Source organism: Sinorhizobium terangae (assembly GCF_009601505.1).
Taxonomy (GTDB): domain Bacteria; phylum Pseudomonadota; class Alphaproteobacteria; order Rhizobiales; family Rhizobiaceae; genus Sinorhizobium; species Sinorhizobium terangae.
In genome coordinates this window covers 48,786-63,707 of the sequence record NZ_WITC01000090.1, presented here as the reverse complement: position 1 = coordinate 63,707, position 14,922 = coordinate 48,786, and the positions used below count along the sequence as shown (strand labels likewise).

Here is a 14,922-nt window from a genome sequence, read left to right as displayed (position 1 = left end):
GCAAAAAACGCGCGTTGGCGTCCTTGGGTTGCAAGGGTGAGCAGTCGCGCTCGATTCTAGTTTTCGAGCTCTATTCGAACTCCAGAAGAAAATAGGTGGTCGGCCCGTCGGGCGCATCGTTCGAAAGGCGGAACGAGATCGGCCCTGCACCGCTTTCAACCGGCGAATGAACGGTGCCGTCGAGGCCGATGGGTGACAGTTTCCATTTCACTGCGCTTCTCGACAGGGACAAGTCGACTTCACCCTTTCGGATCAGGACCGGCAATCTGCCGAAATCCGTGATGACCTTTTCTTCGCTGTCACGAAAGATCATGCCGGTGTTCTGGGCATCGGTCGCAAAGATCAACAGAAAACGCCGGCTATTGGCGAGGGTTGCGGGCGTGTCGAGCGCCGACAGCGCGACAAGCCCGTTCCCATCTGACCGTTCTATCCGCAGAATACCGAGGTCGATCGGCTCACGAAGGGAGGAAAATGCGGCGGCTTCGGTCGAAGGCGTCGCGACTCGCAATTGCCCGGTGGCGCGCTGCAGCACGATCTCTCCCGTGTCGCTCTCATAGAGCCCTCTTTCGATGTCCGTGGCATTGCCGGCTGGAAGGATGCCGATGTCGCGGAACTCGGCGAGAATGTCCGCACTCGCCTGGTTCCGCGGTTGCGCGACGCCGATCTCGAGTCGCGACGGGTCCGAGCGCTTCAAGCCTATGCGGCCGACTAAAGCCAGATCGGTCAATTGCTCCGGCTCGCGCGCCTGCATGTCCTCGCCAAGATCGTCCTCGCCGCGCACCGCAAAGGGGATCGTGATGCCCGAGGTCGCCACGTCTCCCCGCCGGTAGACGAGCGCCGCAAGCGTTTCACCCGCCCGGGCGACCGGATCGAGGGCGATCGCATAGGGAAGCATCGCCTTCTTGTGAGGATAGGGCTCACCGTAGGCGAGCGCGATCGGCCCATGGCCATGCCTGCAGAGCACATCCCAACCCTGCAGCGCCGCATAGGCCGGCATCACGAGTCCCGCTTCGTAACGATAGCGGTTCCAGAAAAGATGATCGTATTCGCTGACGACGAAGGGTTTTCCGAACCAGCGCGCGGCGGCGACCATCCGCACATAGTTGGCGCTGTCCGCGATCGAGCTTGCCTGCAGGAGTGAGCTCCCCGGAGAATAACCGCCGACCCAATCGTGATAGGTATTCATCGTCACGGCCTCGAGGTCGCGCCTGCTCAAGCCCGTCTGCACTGTCGGCCAGTTGTTGTAGGTGCTGATCAGCCCCTTGTATCCGAGGTCGCGCAGGGTCTTGCTCATCCGCGCCGCCGATGATCGCTCTACCTCCACGATGAAGGCCTGGAGGTCGCGCAAGCGGGGAGTGTCGGCGTAACGATCGGCGGGCAATTTCACGGAGGCTGCTTCGAGCCGTTCGTCGTCCTCAAGATCGCCCCAGGCTTTCGCGAGCGCCTCGGTCGACGCGTAGCGTTTCTGAAGCCACCGGTTGAAGGGCAAGGCCAGAGCCGGATCATAGGGCGGCTTGCCGGGGCGATCATGCACGACGCCGTCGAACTCGATGCCGTTCTCGTTGGCGAGGATCACCAGCGCCAGAGCCTCGTCACGGATCGGCGCCACGCCCGTATAGGGATTGATCCGCGCCAGGAATTTCTCCTGCAGCGTCCTCCAATGGGCGAAAGCTTCCTCATCGAAATGAAGCTGGAGCTTCAGGTTTCCGCTAGCGTCCCAGCGATCGTCGTAGCCGCCGTAGGCACCGCGCGGCGACGACAGGCCGTCCATGATCCAATGGATGCCGTTGCGCTTGAGCGCGGCAAGGAGGTAGTGGATGCGGTCGACCGTCTCCGGATCGAAGTCGAAATCCTCCTGCCGGCCGAACATCAGGCTCGCATCGGTGAAGTGCAGCCGCGCGATGTTGTAGCCATGCAGCGCCAGTTGACGGGCATAACGGTCGGCGCCGTCATGATCGGGAAAACCGCCGGACGCCGGGCTCCAGGCGAGCGAGGCGCAGAGCATCCGGACCGGTTTCTCCGGCGCTTCAGCGAAGGCGAGTTGACCCGTCGGGCCGGCAATCAGCCGATGGCCCGCATCGATGGTCTCGTTCGGCAAGAGAGGCGAGAAGTCGAGCGGACTGCCCGTCTGAACCTCGAGCGAGATTTCCCGGACCGGCAGCCATTGGTCGGAGGCGTGAGCTGGCAAACAGCTGAGGAAAATCGTTGCTGCGGCCAGCGGTAGGCGGCTCATCATGCGGGCTTGCCGAGGATTCTGCTCTCGATCGGCGCGCCCGGCTTTAGCCGCGACCGGAACAAGCCAACCGGTAACGCCGCGGCATGGAAGAACCAGGCAACGACCGTATAAAGGCCCATGCCGAGGCTGCCCTTCTTGAGGCTGACCAACAGCACAACAGCCGCAAACATCGCCGAGACCGATGCTATCGCCATGCCTTTGTGCGGCAGGAACAGGATCAGGCCGAGAGACAGCGCCCACCAGAGATAGACGAGCGCCCACAGTTTCAGTTCCGGCAGTTCCCGCAGCACCTGAAGGAAATAAGGCTTTCCGAGCGAAGCACGCAGCAATTCGCCGATGCCATAAAGATATTTGCTCTTCCAGCGACGGACGAGCAGGCGGTAGGAATTGACGGTGTGACCGAAATGCTGGACGAAGCGGCGGTCGAGGCGATGGAGACCCCAGCCGGCGCTTCGAAGCCGCACACCGAGCTCGAACTCCTCGTAGCCGTGAAGATTCCGGTCCGAAAGATAGCCGACGTCCTCGATGGCGGCGCGCCGATAGAGGCCGCCTCCATTCATGCGGTCGATCGGGCCAATGCGGTTCTCCGGCGCATTGCGGTTGACGCGCCGGGCGAATTCCAGGTTGGAAACGAGCTTCTCCTCCACGTGGCCAGTGACACCGCCTACCGAGGGATTTTCCGCGAGAAAGGCGATCGCCTCGTCGAGAAAGCCAGCATCGAGCAGCATGTCGCCGTCCATCAGGCAGACGAAGGGATGTCGGGAATATTGGAAGCCGAGCTGCGGCCCGATACCGCAGCTCGGAAGCGCCGGCGGGACGATCTGCGCGATGGTGACGGGATATTGCGCGGCGATCTCCACGGTCCGGTCGGACGATCCGCTGTCGGCAATGATGATTTCGCCCTCCTTGCCCGCCAGCGCCGCAACGACGCTTTCGATCGTCGCGGCGATCCGCTTCTCTTCGTTCAAGGTCTTGATGATGACGGATACTGTCAAAAGAGCCCCCAAGATATCGGCAGGGTGTCGCGAGCGCCAAAGCCGTTCCCGCAGCGTTTTCTAACCGGGATAATTTGAGTTTTGGTTTATTCGCGGCAGCCGCCGCGCCATCAACCAACCCGCAGCAATGCCACACGCCCCGCCCGCGAGCTTGACCGCAAGGTCTCCCAAACGCGCGTGACGATCCATGGACAGCATTTGCAGCAATTCGAATCCGACCGCCGTACCAAGCACGATTGCAACGACGAACGGCAAACGTCCCGGATAGCCGATCATGAATAGAAAGCCGAGGAGTCCGAAAGCGCCAAACCTTTCGACATGCACCCATGTGCCGATATGGGGGCGCATGCCGATCGGAGACAGCGTCGAATAGGCGATCACGCCGAACAGCAGCCAGGCGAGCAGTGATGCGATGCGTCTGAAATTCATGCTTCAATCCAAATCGTCGTGACCTGTCTTCCCCGGATCGGCACCGGCCCCAAGGAAAAACGCGCATCCGTGCAAAGCATTACCGCGGCGCCGCGGGAGGGCCGGCTTACTTCGACAACAGTGACCCGTATACCGCAAGCGTCTTTGCGGCGACCCCCGTCCAGCTATAGGTGAGCTCGGCATGCCTGATCTTCGAAAGGACCTGCTCCTCGCTCGGCGGGTTGGCAATCTTGCTGCCGATCGCCGTCGCAAGCGCGTCGATATCGCCCAGCGGAAAATAGTCGTCGGAAGGCAGGTCCAGCTCGCGGTTGGCGACGATGTCACTCGCCAGCACCGGCAGGCCGTGGGCCATTGCCTCCAGGAGCGCAATCGGCATGCCCTCGTGGCTGGAAGGAAGCACGAAGAGGGCGGCGTTGGCGAAGAGCTCCGCCAGCCGATCGCCGGTCTGAAAGCCTGCCAGAACGACGCCCGCGACATTTGCGGTCATTGCCCGCACCTGTTGAACATAGGGCGTCTCGAACTCCCCGTCACCGGCGAGCACGAGCTTGAAGTCGGCGCTGCCGAGCTTTGCGAATGCCTGGATCAGGTCGGTCTGGCGTTTTTCCGGGACAAGCCGGGCGGCCAGCAGAATATATCGGCGCGGCGCCAGTCCGAACTCGTCGAGGATGCCGGTACCGCCGCGGACGGGCGAAACGGCAACGCCGTTCGGGACAAAGGTTACGGCTGCCCTGTGCCGCTCTCCCATGGCGTGAACGATTTCCTTCGAAATCGCGATGCGGCCGTGAGAAAGACGCATGCCCATGAACTCCCCGAGACGCAGCATGCGCTTGGCGAAGGTACCCCATTTCTGCCGGTCGTAGTCGTAGCCATGATGGGTGACGACCACCTTCATGCCGAGAAGCCTTGCGAGCGGCACAAGGAGCGCCGGTCCAACTGCATGAATATGCAGGATATCGGGTCGGCGCAAAGCCGCGAAACAGACCCCCACGAACGTATGCACGAAGGCTTCCAACGCCATCAGTCGCGGTGCCCAGAGCGGAAAGACGCGAATTCCGTTCCACGAAAACGACGACGGCTTCTGAAGGTAGTGACGGCGTCCGATGACGTCGGCGTCCCAACCATGCTCGACGAGCTTGCCCGCGAGCATCTCTACATGCTTCTCGACGCCGCCTTGGACGTTCGGGATGCCGCGCAAACCGAGCATCACGACGCGCCGCCGGCCACGCCGGCCGGCCTGAGACCGAGGAATGCTTGCGAGCTCTTCCGGAAGACCGGCGCCGCGGCCACCAGCGGCCGTCCTCAGCTCATCCGCCACGGTCGACGGGACTTGACCGGCAGCCATACTGTGTGCGCGCGGCAAGGCGCCCGATTGCGCCATCCGATTTCTCGAGACTCCGGACTTTCTGCTCATGGTTGTCAGCCCCAAGGATTTCCCTTGGGTATGCACCGCAAGCGCCTACGCTCTCCGTAAGAAATTCCTTAAACTTCGAAGGAAATGCGCGAAAATCAGACGATTGCGCAGTAGGGATGCTGCAGCAGCGTCCAGCTTCTTAGGCAGCCCCAAGCGCTGCGTAGACGTCGAGCGTCCTGGCGCGATAGGCCGCCGCGGAGAACTCGCTGGCGATCCAGGCGCGGCCCGCAGTGCCCATTTGCGCGCGAGCGGCTGGTGCAAGCGCCGCCATGGCACTCAAGGCGCTGGCGAGATCTTCGACATCGCCGGGCGCCGCCAGCAGGCCGGTCTCGCCTTCCTTCACCATTTCCGGAATGCCGCCGATCGCCGCGCCGATAACCGGGCGCCCGAGCGCATAGGTCTCAAGAATGCTGACAGGTGCGTTCTCGTACCATTCGGAGGGAAGCACGAGCCCCAGGGACTGGCCGATCAGGCGATGCAGATCCTCACCTGAAAGATAGCCGGCGAAACTTACGTCCGCGCCGAGCTCGGCCGCGAGTTGCCGAAGGCCCGCCTCCTCCGGTCCGGTACCGGCGATTATCAGCCGCTGTTTCGAGAGGGCGACGGCCCGGATCAGCGTCGCAATCCCCTTCTCCGGAGCAAGCCGGCCGGCAAAGACGAAATAGTCTTCCTCCTGCCAGTCGTCGCGATACTCCTCGACATCGACGAAGTTCGGGACGTGGACCATCTTCTCGTGCGGCCAGTTCCATTCGGCCAGCTTTTCCAGGTAAAACCGGCTCGGCACCACGAGGCGATCCACCCGTTTGCGGTAGAGTCCGAGCAGGCGGTGCAGCATGGTTTCGGCGAGCACAACGGCGCTGAGCGATACGGAGTCCTTGACGCAACGGTGACGCAGCACATTGTAGATGCGCCCGCCGCTGCAATCCTCGCAGACCTTTCCGTCGCGGAGCATCTTGTAGGACGGACAGGCAAGCTTGAGGTCGTGAACGGTCATCACCACCGGAATGCCGGCGGACTTGAGTGTCGAGAAGATTGCCGGCGACAGATGGTGATAGACATTGTGGGCGTGGGCGACCGACGGCCGCACTTGCTCGATGAGCCGTCCGATGTTGCGCTGCGCCTCGAGGGAATAGATGACGCTCGCGGCTTGAGAGACTTTCCGCAGCAGGCCCGTCTGCCGGCCGTATTCGATTTCCGATACGAAATAGCCCGACCACGGCGAAGCTTCGTTGCGATCGTGCTGCATGGCGAACGGCACGACGTCCCAGCCGATCTCACCGAACATGCTCATGTGATCGAAAAACACCGTCTCCGCACCACCGCGGCGATAGAAGTAGTTGTTGATCGCAAGCAACTTTTTCCTGGCATTCCCGAAACTCGCCATCCGTGCATCTCACCAGTTGATCCGGTCGAGCACCTGATCGACCGGAAGCACCTGGCATCCCTTGTCGACCGCATGGCGGACCAGATGATCGAAGGTTTCCGGCGTGCAGCCATAGGGCGTTGGCGACGGGGCGATGTCATGTGTGAAGAAGACGAGCCAGCCCGGGCGCTCGACGACGTCGTCTATCCAGCGCGTCAGCGCGCGTGCATGCTGCTCCGGCTGCCGGATCTCGACGCCCTTGAGCATCAGCGGATCCACCATTCCGCGATTGATGGCCTCACCGCCAGCCCGACAGGTGCGATAGCGCCTGCGAAGCTCCGGACGCGCCAAGGGCCAGGCCGCATTGTACGGAAAGGCGAAATTTGCCGGAGCGGAGGCAACACCGACGCCATCGAGGTAGGCCGCATTGCGGTCGAGATCGCGGCCAAGCGCGGACATGTCCCGCATCCTGCGATGCGAGAAGGTGTGGCAGCCGATTTCGTGTCCGCGCGCGAGCAGTTCACTGCAGCCGGCAGGTGAGATCAGCGTTCGGTCCGGTTCCACCTGCCCTGCAAGCCCGCCAGCGATGTAGAAGGTGCCGCGCGCACCGTGCTGCTCCAGAATGGCTGCCCCGTAGTCGAGTGCCGTGTCGGGAACGTCGTCGAAGGTGAAGGAGACGAGCGGCACCTCGGTTTCGAGCCTCAGCCGTTGCCGGGCAAAGCGCCAGATCAGCCGGTTTGCCAAGCGATCGACCAACCCGTCGATCTTCCGTGCGATCTCAGGCATGCGCCACCTTTCTGCTTTTCACCGATTGCCGATCGACCGTCAAAACCGCCGACGACTGGAGATGCAGGCCGTAGAGCGCGAACATGAACGTGAACCAGATGAGGTTCCCGCCTTCGAAGAACAACGTCTCGAGGCCGGCATGGAAAATCGTGTAAAGCCAGACGCGAATGAACAGCCGCGTGAGATGGGAGTGCTCGCGATCCGGAGCGATCCGGGAGATGTCGCGAAGCGGCAGCAGAATGACCCAGATGACGGTCAGGATCAGCCCGGGAAATCCGGTCATCAATGCTGTGTCCAGGTAGGAATTGTGCCCGTTGGCCGCGGCGACGGCCCACGTTTCCACCGATCCGCCGCTGTAGACCAATTCTTCCGTCTGCCAGAAGGCCCTGAAGCCATAGCCAAGCAACGGATGCTCCGCGAGCGCCGAGAAGGCGAAGCGCCAGATGTCGGCCCGGTTCGTGAAAGTCGCGTCGATACCAAGCCCGCTAATGAACTCACCGAGCGGAATGAAGACGGCCGAGCCCACGGCGAAGAGATTGAAGAGCCCGACGCCACCGACGGCGATCGGAATGCGCAGGAATCGCGCATGCTCGAAAAGCCATGCGAGGATCAATATCCCCGGAAGCATCGCCGTCGAGGTCTTTCCACCGGTGTGGACGAGAAAGACGCAGGACAGCGCAATGATCGCGATGCCGGCGAGGCGCGACCAGGTGTTCATGACGAAGAAACCGAAGAAGGCGCCAATCACCATCGCGGCGGCGGCGCTGTTCTTGTGCGGAAAATGGCCTCGCCACAACCCAGCATTCATCGGTTCACGCAGTTCCGAAGCCTGATGGATGGCAAGCGTCGGCTTGAAAAGGATGCCGTAATAGGCAACCGCCAGCATGATGAGCGTGCCGATCCCGAGCATCTTGGCGAAATGCCGTTCCGAAGCCGGCATCAACAGATAGATGCTGGCGTTAACCGCCATCATGACGCTGAGAACGACGCCCTTGATGCCCAAGATCGGATGCGCGGAAATGACCGAAACGAGAAGAAACCAGGTGAACAGGACGGTCAGAAGGAGGCGCGGCTGCAGGATCATATTCCGCATCGGATGAAGCACGCCGTAGCAAAGCGTGCCGGCGAAGAGAGCCAGGGATATGATCTGATTCAGCCGACTGGAATTGCCGGCCGAGGGGTCCAGGATCGCCTCACCCGTCAGGTCGACAAAGGGGTCGATGGAGATCCACAGGAACAGGAACATCGCCATGAACAGAAAGGTTCCGGCCGGCGCCATCAGGGTCTCGGTGGACCGGTCCTCGCTGTAGGTGGCACTGCTCATACCTGCGGCTCCCTTATCCGGCTATCGGCCGCGCGCCGCGAACGTACCTCCACAGGCCAAGGCTCAGCGCGGCTGCCACACCGATGAGGAGCCCTGCCACGCCGCCGGCAATCAGGAGGATGAACGTCCGGGGCGGCCAGGTTCGGGAGTTCGGCGGCATCGCGCGCGAGATGACGCGGACATTGGTCGCGTCGATCTGCTGGCGCTCGGCGATCTGCTGGGCGCGAGCGAGGTGCGTTTCATAGATCGCCGCCTTTGCCCGCGCGTCGCGCTCCAGGTCGCGCAGCTGCACCTGGGCCTCGTTGTCGGTGAAGACATTGGACTTCTCGGCGCGTGCCTTGGCGCGCAGCGCGTCGAGGGCGGATTGCTCCCGGTCGAAATCGGCTTTCGCGCGCTCCAGGATACGCCGGGCCTCCTCGTCCATGGCGGCTTCGAGCGTCGTGCGTTCGGAGCGCGCGGAAACGAGGCGCGGGTGCCTTTCGCCGTAGATCAGCCGCATCGAACCGATCTGCTGCTGCAGCGTGTTATACTGCTGCCGCAGGCTCGTCATGTTGGCGGATTCGAAAACCGAAGCGCTCGCCGTCTGCTTGTTAGCGATCGCCGCGCTCATCTGCTTGTAACGCGTCTCAGCCTGGATGAAGCCTTGCTGGGCGGCCAGCACCTGGGTGTTGAGCTCGCTGGAAAGCTGGTTGCTGACGAGCTCGCCGTTGGTCGACTGCAATCCATTCGCACGGCGGAAATCCTCGACCTTCTTCTCGGCCTCGGTCACGTTGCGGCGCAGTTCGTCAAGGCGGGCGTTCAGGTTCTGGGCGACGCGGCCGGCGCTTTCCGCGGCCGATTGGAAAAGCTCCGTTTCAAAGGCATCGACGATCGCGTCCGACAGGACGACGGCCTTCTCCGGTTCCTCGCTCCAGACCTTCATGACGACGACGAAGGAGCGTTCCTCCCGCCGCGCCTCGACCCGCTCCGTCAGAGCGCGCAGCGCCGCCAGGTGATTGTCGGCGGCTTCCTCCTGATCCGACCGGAGCAGGTTCTTCAGAAAATCCAGCGGGGACGGTTTGACGAACTCAACATCCTTCGTCAGTTGCAGCTTGTCGATGACGCGCGCCAGAACGTTGCGCGACGTGAGAATCCTGAGCTTGCTTTCGACCTCCAGCAGTTGCGCGTCGCGCTGCGGGTTGCTGGTGAAGACGTCATCGCTGACAACGTTGAGGTTGGACGGATCGACGACGATGTCGGTATAGACGGTGTATCGCGGCGACGCCGTCAGCGCATAGGCAAGGGCAGCGGCAACGCAAAGAACGACGGCAAGGACGATCCACCGCATTCCGTCGCGCAGCCATAGGATCACGTCATCGATGCCGATCTCGCCGATGAGTTGGAAGCGAGTGAGCCATTCGCCAACGGTCGGCTGTACCGGTTCCCGGGCTACCGGGCGCGGCGGAGAATTCACCGCGCGGAACGACGCCCTGCGGTCTTCGGAGCCGCGGACCTCAGGAAGAATTGCCTCTTCCTCCTCCGGTGTGGGGACGAGATCGAGCAGCGAGCCTTCGCCGGAGCGAAGCCGCCGATAGCGTGTCTGCAGGCGTAATCCTTGTTCTTCGGGCTCGCTCCGCCGATACATCCGTCTTTTCCCCACGCATGCCCTTGAAGCCAGCAAAGAGCGCCCTGCGTACCCCGCATCGATTGTCAAGAACTAGGCTGGCAGGGTGAATATTCCGTTAAGTACAGCTTGCGGTCGGTAACCTTCCGCCGCCCTCGTGATCAGTGCGGCCGGAAAAACACAGCACCTTTCCTTAGAAATCCGTGAGCAGCCTGCTCCAGCTCTCCGAGGCGAGGCCGCCGATATAGATGTCATTGCGCGCTGCCGCGTCCATGAGGTCGGCGTGACGCGTGACCAAGCAGAAGTACCCGCGGTGACGGAAGGACAGCCATCGCTGGCGCGAGATGGCATTCATCAGAAAGGGCTGTGCCATGCCGACCGCGGCGGCATAGCCCTCGCGATCGAGTGAGGCGAACATTTCGGCAGTGACGTCGAATTCGCGTCCCTCCTCGCAAAGCACGTTCAGCACATTGGCGATCCGGTTCCCTTTGCCGAAGAAGAGGAAGGCACCGACGGTCCGGCCGCGTTCACAAATCACCTTCCGGCACTGCAACGCGCCAAGACTTCTGTTCAACGAGGCAACGCCGGCGAGCCAATCGAATTCGGATTTCGACCAGATCGGGCGAACCGAAAAGCGCTTGAGCATCGGTCCCGCGCACTGGCGGAATTCCTCAAGGCTTGTCGGCCTCGTCTCGAATCCCGGTACCGAACTCGGTTTCGTCGACGGCGCCCGCCAACGCAGGGCGTGATCCGCCAAACCAAGCGCGCCGATCACGGCACGCGACCGCGTCAGCGGAACGCGCCGGCTCGCAAGGAGAGCGCCCGCGACGAACGGCCGAAAGGAACGTCGCCATTCGAGACTCTGGATGGGCAGAACGACGCCGCCGCCGGCAACCCAGTGGTCGGCGCTCACCGGAGACGAACTGTCCGAAAAACACATCTCCTGGCGCGCCGCGCGCATCATGCGGGCAAGACGCGCGGCACCCGCTGCACCGGCCTTGCCGTCCGCCATGAAGGCGCAGAGAAGCCGGGCGACGGTTGGGCGGCCGTGGACCAGGAACTCGAATGGAAGCGCAAGAATCGCGCTGTCGATGTCACCTGCGCCATTCTCGTGGACGACGCTGCCGCACGCCGGAGTATAATGGGGACTGCCGAAGAAGACGGTCTCCAGATAGTGCTCGAGGTCTTCTCCCCCCTCATGGTCGGTCTTGCGGAAAACCTTCTTGAACAGCTTGCCGATCGTGGGGACGTCGGCGCGCTCCATGGCCCTTATGCCGACGGATCGGCACAGGTCGGTTTCGCCGGCCGGCGCCGATTGAGCACCCCGCAACTCAGCCTTCATGCACCATCCTTGCCGAAGCCTCCGGCCGGCCGGCCTGCTCCCTGTCGTGCCGGACGAAATGCAGGAACACACTCCATGTGGCGACAACCATCGCAATCTCGATCACATAGAACGAAACGAATGTGCCGACAGGCGGGGCATACCAACTCGCCCACGCGGCGAGCGCCGCCCCCGCTACGCTGCCAAGTCCCATCACCGTCGCCCGGGCAGCGTGGTAACCCGAGGCGCCGAGCGCTTCCACCGCTACGGACCAGATGGCCATCGGTACGATGACCCAGCAAAGCTTTCTGACGAATGCGACGAGAGAAATGTAATCCTGGCCGAACAGATAGGGCAGGATCGGCGCCAACACGAAAACCACCACGGCCGCAGCGACGCTGATGGCGGTGGAGGCGATCAGCACCTTTCGCACCCGCTCCAGCGCATGGTGCAGCCCAGCCGCGGAAATTCTTGCCGAACCGGGGTAAATGAGGCGATGCAGCGCCTCGACGGACAGATAGCTGCTCTCCAGCATCCGGCGCGCAACACTGTAGCTCGAAACGATCTCAGCGGTCGCGACGAGACTGAGGACCAGCAGGTCGGCGTTCTGGCGCACCGCGCGCAGGATAAACGGAATGCTGAAATAGAGGCCTTGCGGCAATTCCTCCCGCACGATGCAGTAGCGTGGCCGGCCGAGCCCCTTAATGGCCCATATGCAGGCCAAGGCCGCCAGAACATGGCACACGAACTGCCAGACGGCCCATGACGCGACCGTGGCGACGCCGAAGGCAATACAGGCAAGCGCCGCCGCAACTGTCCGCGCGACCGCGAAACCGACTACGACGACATTCGCCGAAGCGAAGTCGGAATGGGCGAGAAAGATCTGCTCCACCAGCACAATGATGCGAACCAGCACGACATTGGTCACGAGCATCAGGGTGATCACCGCGACGTTCGTCAGCGGTTCGGCGGAAAGCTTGAGAAAGAATGGCAGGACGGCCGCCCCGATCAGGACCAGCGCCGCGCCGCTTGCCGCAGTCAGGATGATGTTGTGACCAAGCATTTGCGGATAGATGGCGCGATCGCGTGCGACCCGGCGCACCAGGCATTCCATGGCGCCGAGCCCGCACAAATGAACGGCTATGTTGGCGATTGCGGTAACCGCAACGAAGATACTGAACTCATGGACACCGAGCCAGCGAGCCAGGATAGCGAAGGTCAGAAGCTGCGCCGCGGACCCGACGACGAGACTGCCGCCGGAGGCAACATAGGATAGGAGCATCGGCAGAAATGGCTTGTACCTGCCCGGTTCTGTTGCGCATTCCGAAGCCATTGCGATCTGCCTTTGACGACTGCCCGACGTTGTGCACGGCATTCGGGGCGGACGGGTGGTCCGCGCGGTCACCGGCATCCGCGGACAGTACCACGCAGAAATGATTGCGCGGTTAACGTACTCGCATCAATTGCATTTCAGTTTCCGTTTACCTGGATGGGATAGGGTCCGCGACGATCTGATTTTCCATCCCCAAAACCGAAGGAGCGTTCGTGCAGCAGGGCCACGATCATTTGCACGGTAATCAGGCAGGCGCCCCCTCGGTTCGCCTCGTCCGGTTTATGGACGTCGAACTCGAGCTGGCGCCGGACGTCCTGGTGCCAAGGGAGGAAACAGAACTCCTCGGGCGCCGTGCCGCCGCCATCCTTCGCGATCATGCCGGGCAGGCGACAGTCATCGACATGTGCTGCGGCTCGGGTAACCTTGCGCTCGGCATCGCGGCCGACATTCCTTCCGCACGCGTCTGGGGCGCGGATCTGACCGACAGCACGGTGGCGCTTGCTCGCCGCAACGTCGAGCGTCTTGCCCTTCAGGAGCGCGTGACCATCCGGCAGGGCGACCTTTTCGCGGCGCTCGAGGGCGAGGAGCTGGAAGGCGCGGTCGACTTGATCGTCTGCAATCCGCCCTACATCTCGACATCGCATCTCGAAGGCGACAGCGCCCATCTTCTGGCAACCGAGCCGCGCGAAGCCTTCGACGGCGGTCCCTATGGCATATCCATCCATCAACGCCTGGTGCGCGACGCCATTGCCTTTCTGAAGCCGGGCGGCTGGTTGCTGTTCGAGTTCGGAGAAGGACAGGAACGGCAGGCGGCAGCACTTCTCGCCCGGACCAAGGCCTATGGTGCCGTGACATTTGCCACCGACGCAGCAGGCAAACCACGCGTCGCACTGGTGCAGAGACGCGCTGGCGAGAGCGCGGTCAACGCATTCGAAGGACGCGGCGAATGAGCGATATCCGTCCTTTGGAGGCGGCGGACATTCCGGCGGTTGCCGGGCTGTTCCAGAAGGTATTCCGCAACGGGAAAACCACGCCGCCAGGCTTCATCGATTATCTCCGCCAGCTCTACCTGGAATCGCCCGGATGCGACCCGGAAATCTCGCCGCTCGTCCATGTCAACGGCGGGGGGCGCGTTTCCGGGTTCGTTGGCGTGAATGCCTTGCCGATGACCTTCAATGGCAGACGGTTGCGCGCCGCGATCTGCGGATCGCTGATGGTCGAAGGGCACGAGAGTGACCCGCTTGCCGGCGCGCGGCTCCTCAAGGCTTTTCTCGCCGGCCCGCAGGATCTTTCCTTCAGCGAGACTGCAAGCGAAGTTTCCACGCAAATGTGGACGAAGCTGCGCGGCATCGCGCTTCCGCAATACAGCCTCGAATGGATACGGGTCGTCCGACCTTCGGCCTTTGCGCTCGATCTCGTTGCAAGCCGTGTCCGCCCGGCCCGCCTGCTAAGCCCACTGGCGCGCTCGGTCGATCACCTTTATCGCAGCAGGATGGACCGCGGCAGATTGCGCTGGTCGGGGCTGGCGGAAGACCCGTCCGCCCGCGGGGCTTTGCACGTTGCCGATATCGACCGGCACGCCTTCGGCGCTCTCTTCGAACGGTTGACGGCGCAGTTTGCATTGCGCCCCGACTGGGCGCCGGGGCAACTCGATCACGTGCTGGCGGATGCCGTCGAGAAGCCGGAATTTGGCGAGCCGGTCTTCGCCGCCGTCACCGCGCGCGGCGGCACCCCGGTGGGCGCGTTTTTCTACCACGTGCGTGCCGGCGGCATCGCCCGGGTGCTCCAGGTCCTTGCCGCGCCGGGGCAGGCCGGTCCGGTCGTCGACTGCCTCATCGACCATGCGGCCGCGCGCGGTGTCGCGGGCCTGCGCGGGCGAACGCAGCCTGCCCTCTTGGAAGCAATGCTTGGCCGCCGCATTGCTTTCGTCCATGCAGCCTCGACCGTCGTCCACTCCCGCGACCAGGAACTCGTCGAAGCCTTCCGCAACGCGCAAGGCTTCATGAACGGGCTCGCAGGCGAACAATGGAACCGTGTGTTCGGTGGTCGCTTTGACTAGCGCATCGGCCCGATTTTCGGAAAGCACGATGCGTGGAATCAAAGAACTCTGCCCCTATTCCG

At 62.8% G+C, this 14,922-nt stretch carries 12 protein-coding genes; 2 read left to right on the top strand and 10 right to left on the bottom strand.

Going from position 1 to position 14,922, the window contains the following annotated elements:
- Nucleotides 1–70 precede the first annotated feature (70 nt).
- The 10 genes from GHK62_RS21455 to GHK62_RS21410 all read right to left on the bottom strand — a co-directional run bounded on the left by GHK62_RS21455 (nt 71) and on the right by GHK62_RS21410 (nt 12,801).
- Entirely contained in the window at nt 71–2,233 is a 2,163-nt protein-coding gene (locus GHK62_RS21455; protein WP_153441201.1) for a glycoside hydrolase, read from the bottom strand.
- Nucleotides 2,233–3,231, bottom strand: coding sequence for a glycosyltransferase family 2 protein (locus GHK62_RS21450; RefSeq protein ID WP_153441112.1), 999 nt, complete (start codon nt 3,229–3,231; stop codon nt 2,233–2,235). Before GHK62_RS21450 ends, GHK62_RS21455 begins: the two co-directional genes overlap by 1 nt.
- A gap of 60 nt (nt 3,232–3,291) precedes the next feature.
- Nucleotides 3,292–3,660, bottom strand: a complete 369-nt coding sequence (locus tag GHK62_RS21445) for a VanZ family protein (protein ID WP_153441111.1) — start codon at nt 3,658–3,660, stop codon at nt 3,292–3,294.
- Nucleotides 3,661–3,766: 106 nt separating this feature from the next.
- On the bottom strand, nt 3,767–4,864 hold the full coding sequence (locus tag GHK62_RS21440) for a glycosyltransferase family 4 protein (protein WP_234886988.1): 1,098 nt from the start codon (nt 4,862–4,864) through the stop codon (nt 3,767–3,769).
- A gap of 346 nt (nt 4,865–5,210) precedes the next feature.
- The gene (locus GHK62_RS21435) at nt 5,211–6,455 is read right to left on the bottom strand and encodes a glycosyltransferase family 4 protein (protein WP_153441109.1); all 1,245 of its coding nucleotides are present in this window, start codon (nt 6,453–6,455) and stop codon (nt 5,211–5,213) included.
- 9 nt (nt 6,456–6,464) lie between these two features.
- Nucleotides 6,465–7,220 (bottom strand): polysaccharide deacetylase family protein, encoded by a 756-nt coding sequence (locus tag GHK62_RS21430; RefSeq protein ID WP_153441108.1) that lies wholly within the window; start codon nt 7,218–7,220, stop codon nt 6,465–6,467.
- Nucleotides 7,213–8,544, bottom strand: coding sequence for an O-antigen ligase family protein (locus tag GHK62_RS21425; protein ID WP_153441107.1), 1,332 nt, complete (start codon nt 8,542–8,544; stop codon nt 7,213–7,215). Before GHK62_RS21425 ends, GHK62_RS21430 begins: the two co-directional genes overlap by 8 nt.
- Before the next feature lie 13 nt (nt 8,545–8,557).
- A complete protein-coding gene (locus GHK62_RS21420; protein ID WP_153441106.1) occupies nt 8,558–10,168 on the bottom strand; it encodes a GumC family protein in 1,611 nt (536 codons plus the stop codon).
- A 172-nt stretch (nt 10,169–10,340) separates the two neighbouring features.
- Nucleotides 10,341–11,489, bottom strand: coding sequence for a GNAT family N-acetyltransferase (locus GHK62_RS21415; RefSeq protein WP_153441105.1), 1,149 nt, complete (start codon nt 11,487–11,489; stop codon nt 10,341–10,343).
- Nucleotides 11,479–12,801 (bottom strand): lipopolysaccharide biosynthesis protein, encoded by a 1,323-nt coding sequence (locus GHK62_RS21410; protein ID WP_153441104.1) that lies wholly within the window; start codon nt 12,799–12,801, stop codon nt 11,479–11,481. Before GHK62_RS21410 ends, GHK62_RS21415 begins: the two co-directional genes overlap by 11 nt.
- Nucleotides 12,802–13,013: 212 nt before the next feature.
- Between GHK62_RS21410 and GHK62_RS21405 the strand changes: the two genes are divergently transcribed.
- Both GHK62_RS21405 and GHK62_RS21400 read left to right on the top strand, forming a co-directional pair.
- The gene (locus tag GHK62_RS21405; protein ID WP_380785199.1) at nt 13,014–13,751 is read left to right on the top strand and encodes a N5-glutamine methyltransferase family protein; all 738 of its coding nucleotides are present in this window, start codon (nt 13,014–13,016) and stop codon (nt 13,749–13,751) included.
- Nucleotides 13,748–14,860, top strand: coding sequence for a hypothetical protein (locus GHK62_RS21400; RefSeq protein ID WP_153441103.1), 1,113 nt, complete (start codon nt 13,748–13,750; stop codon nt 14,858–14,860). Before GHK62_RS21405 ends, GHK62_RS21400 begins: the two co-directional genes overlap by 4 nt.
- Nucleotides 14,861–14,922: the final 62 nt, after the last annotated feature.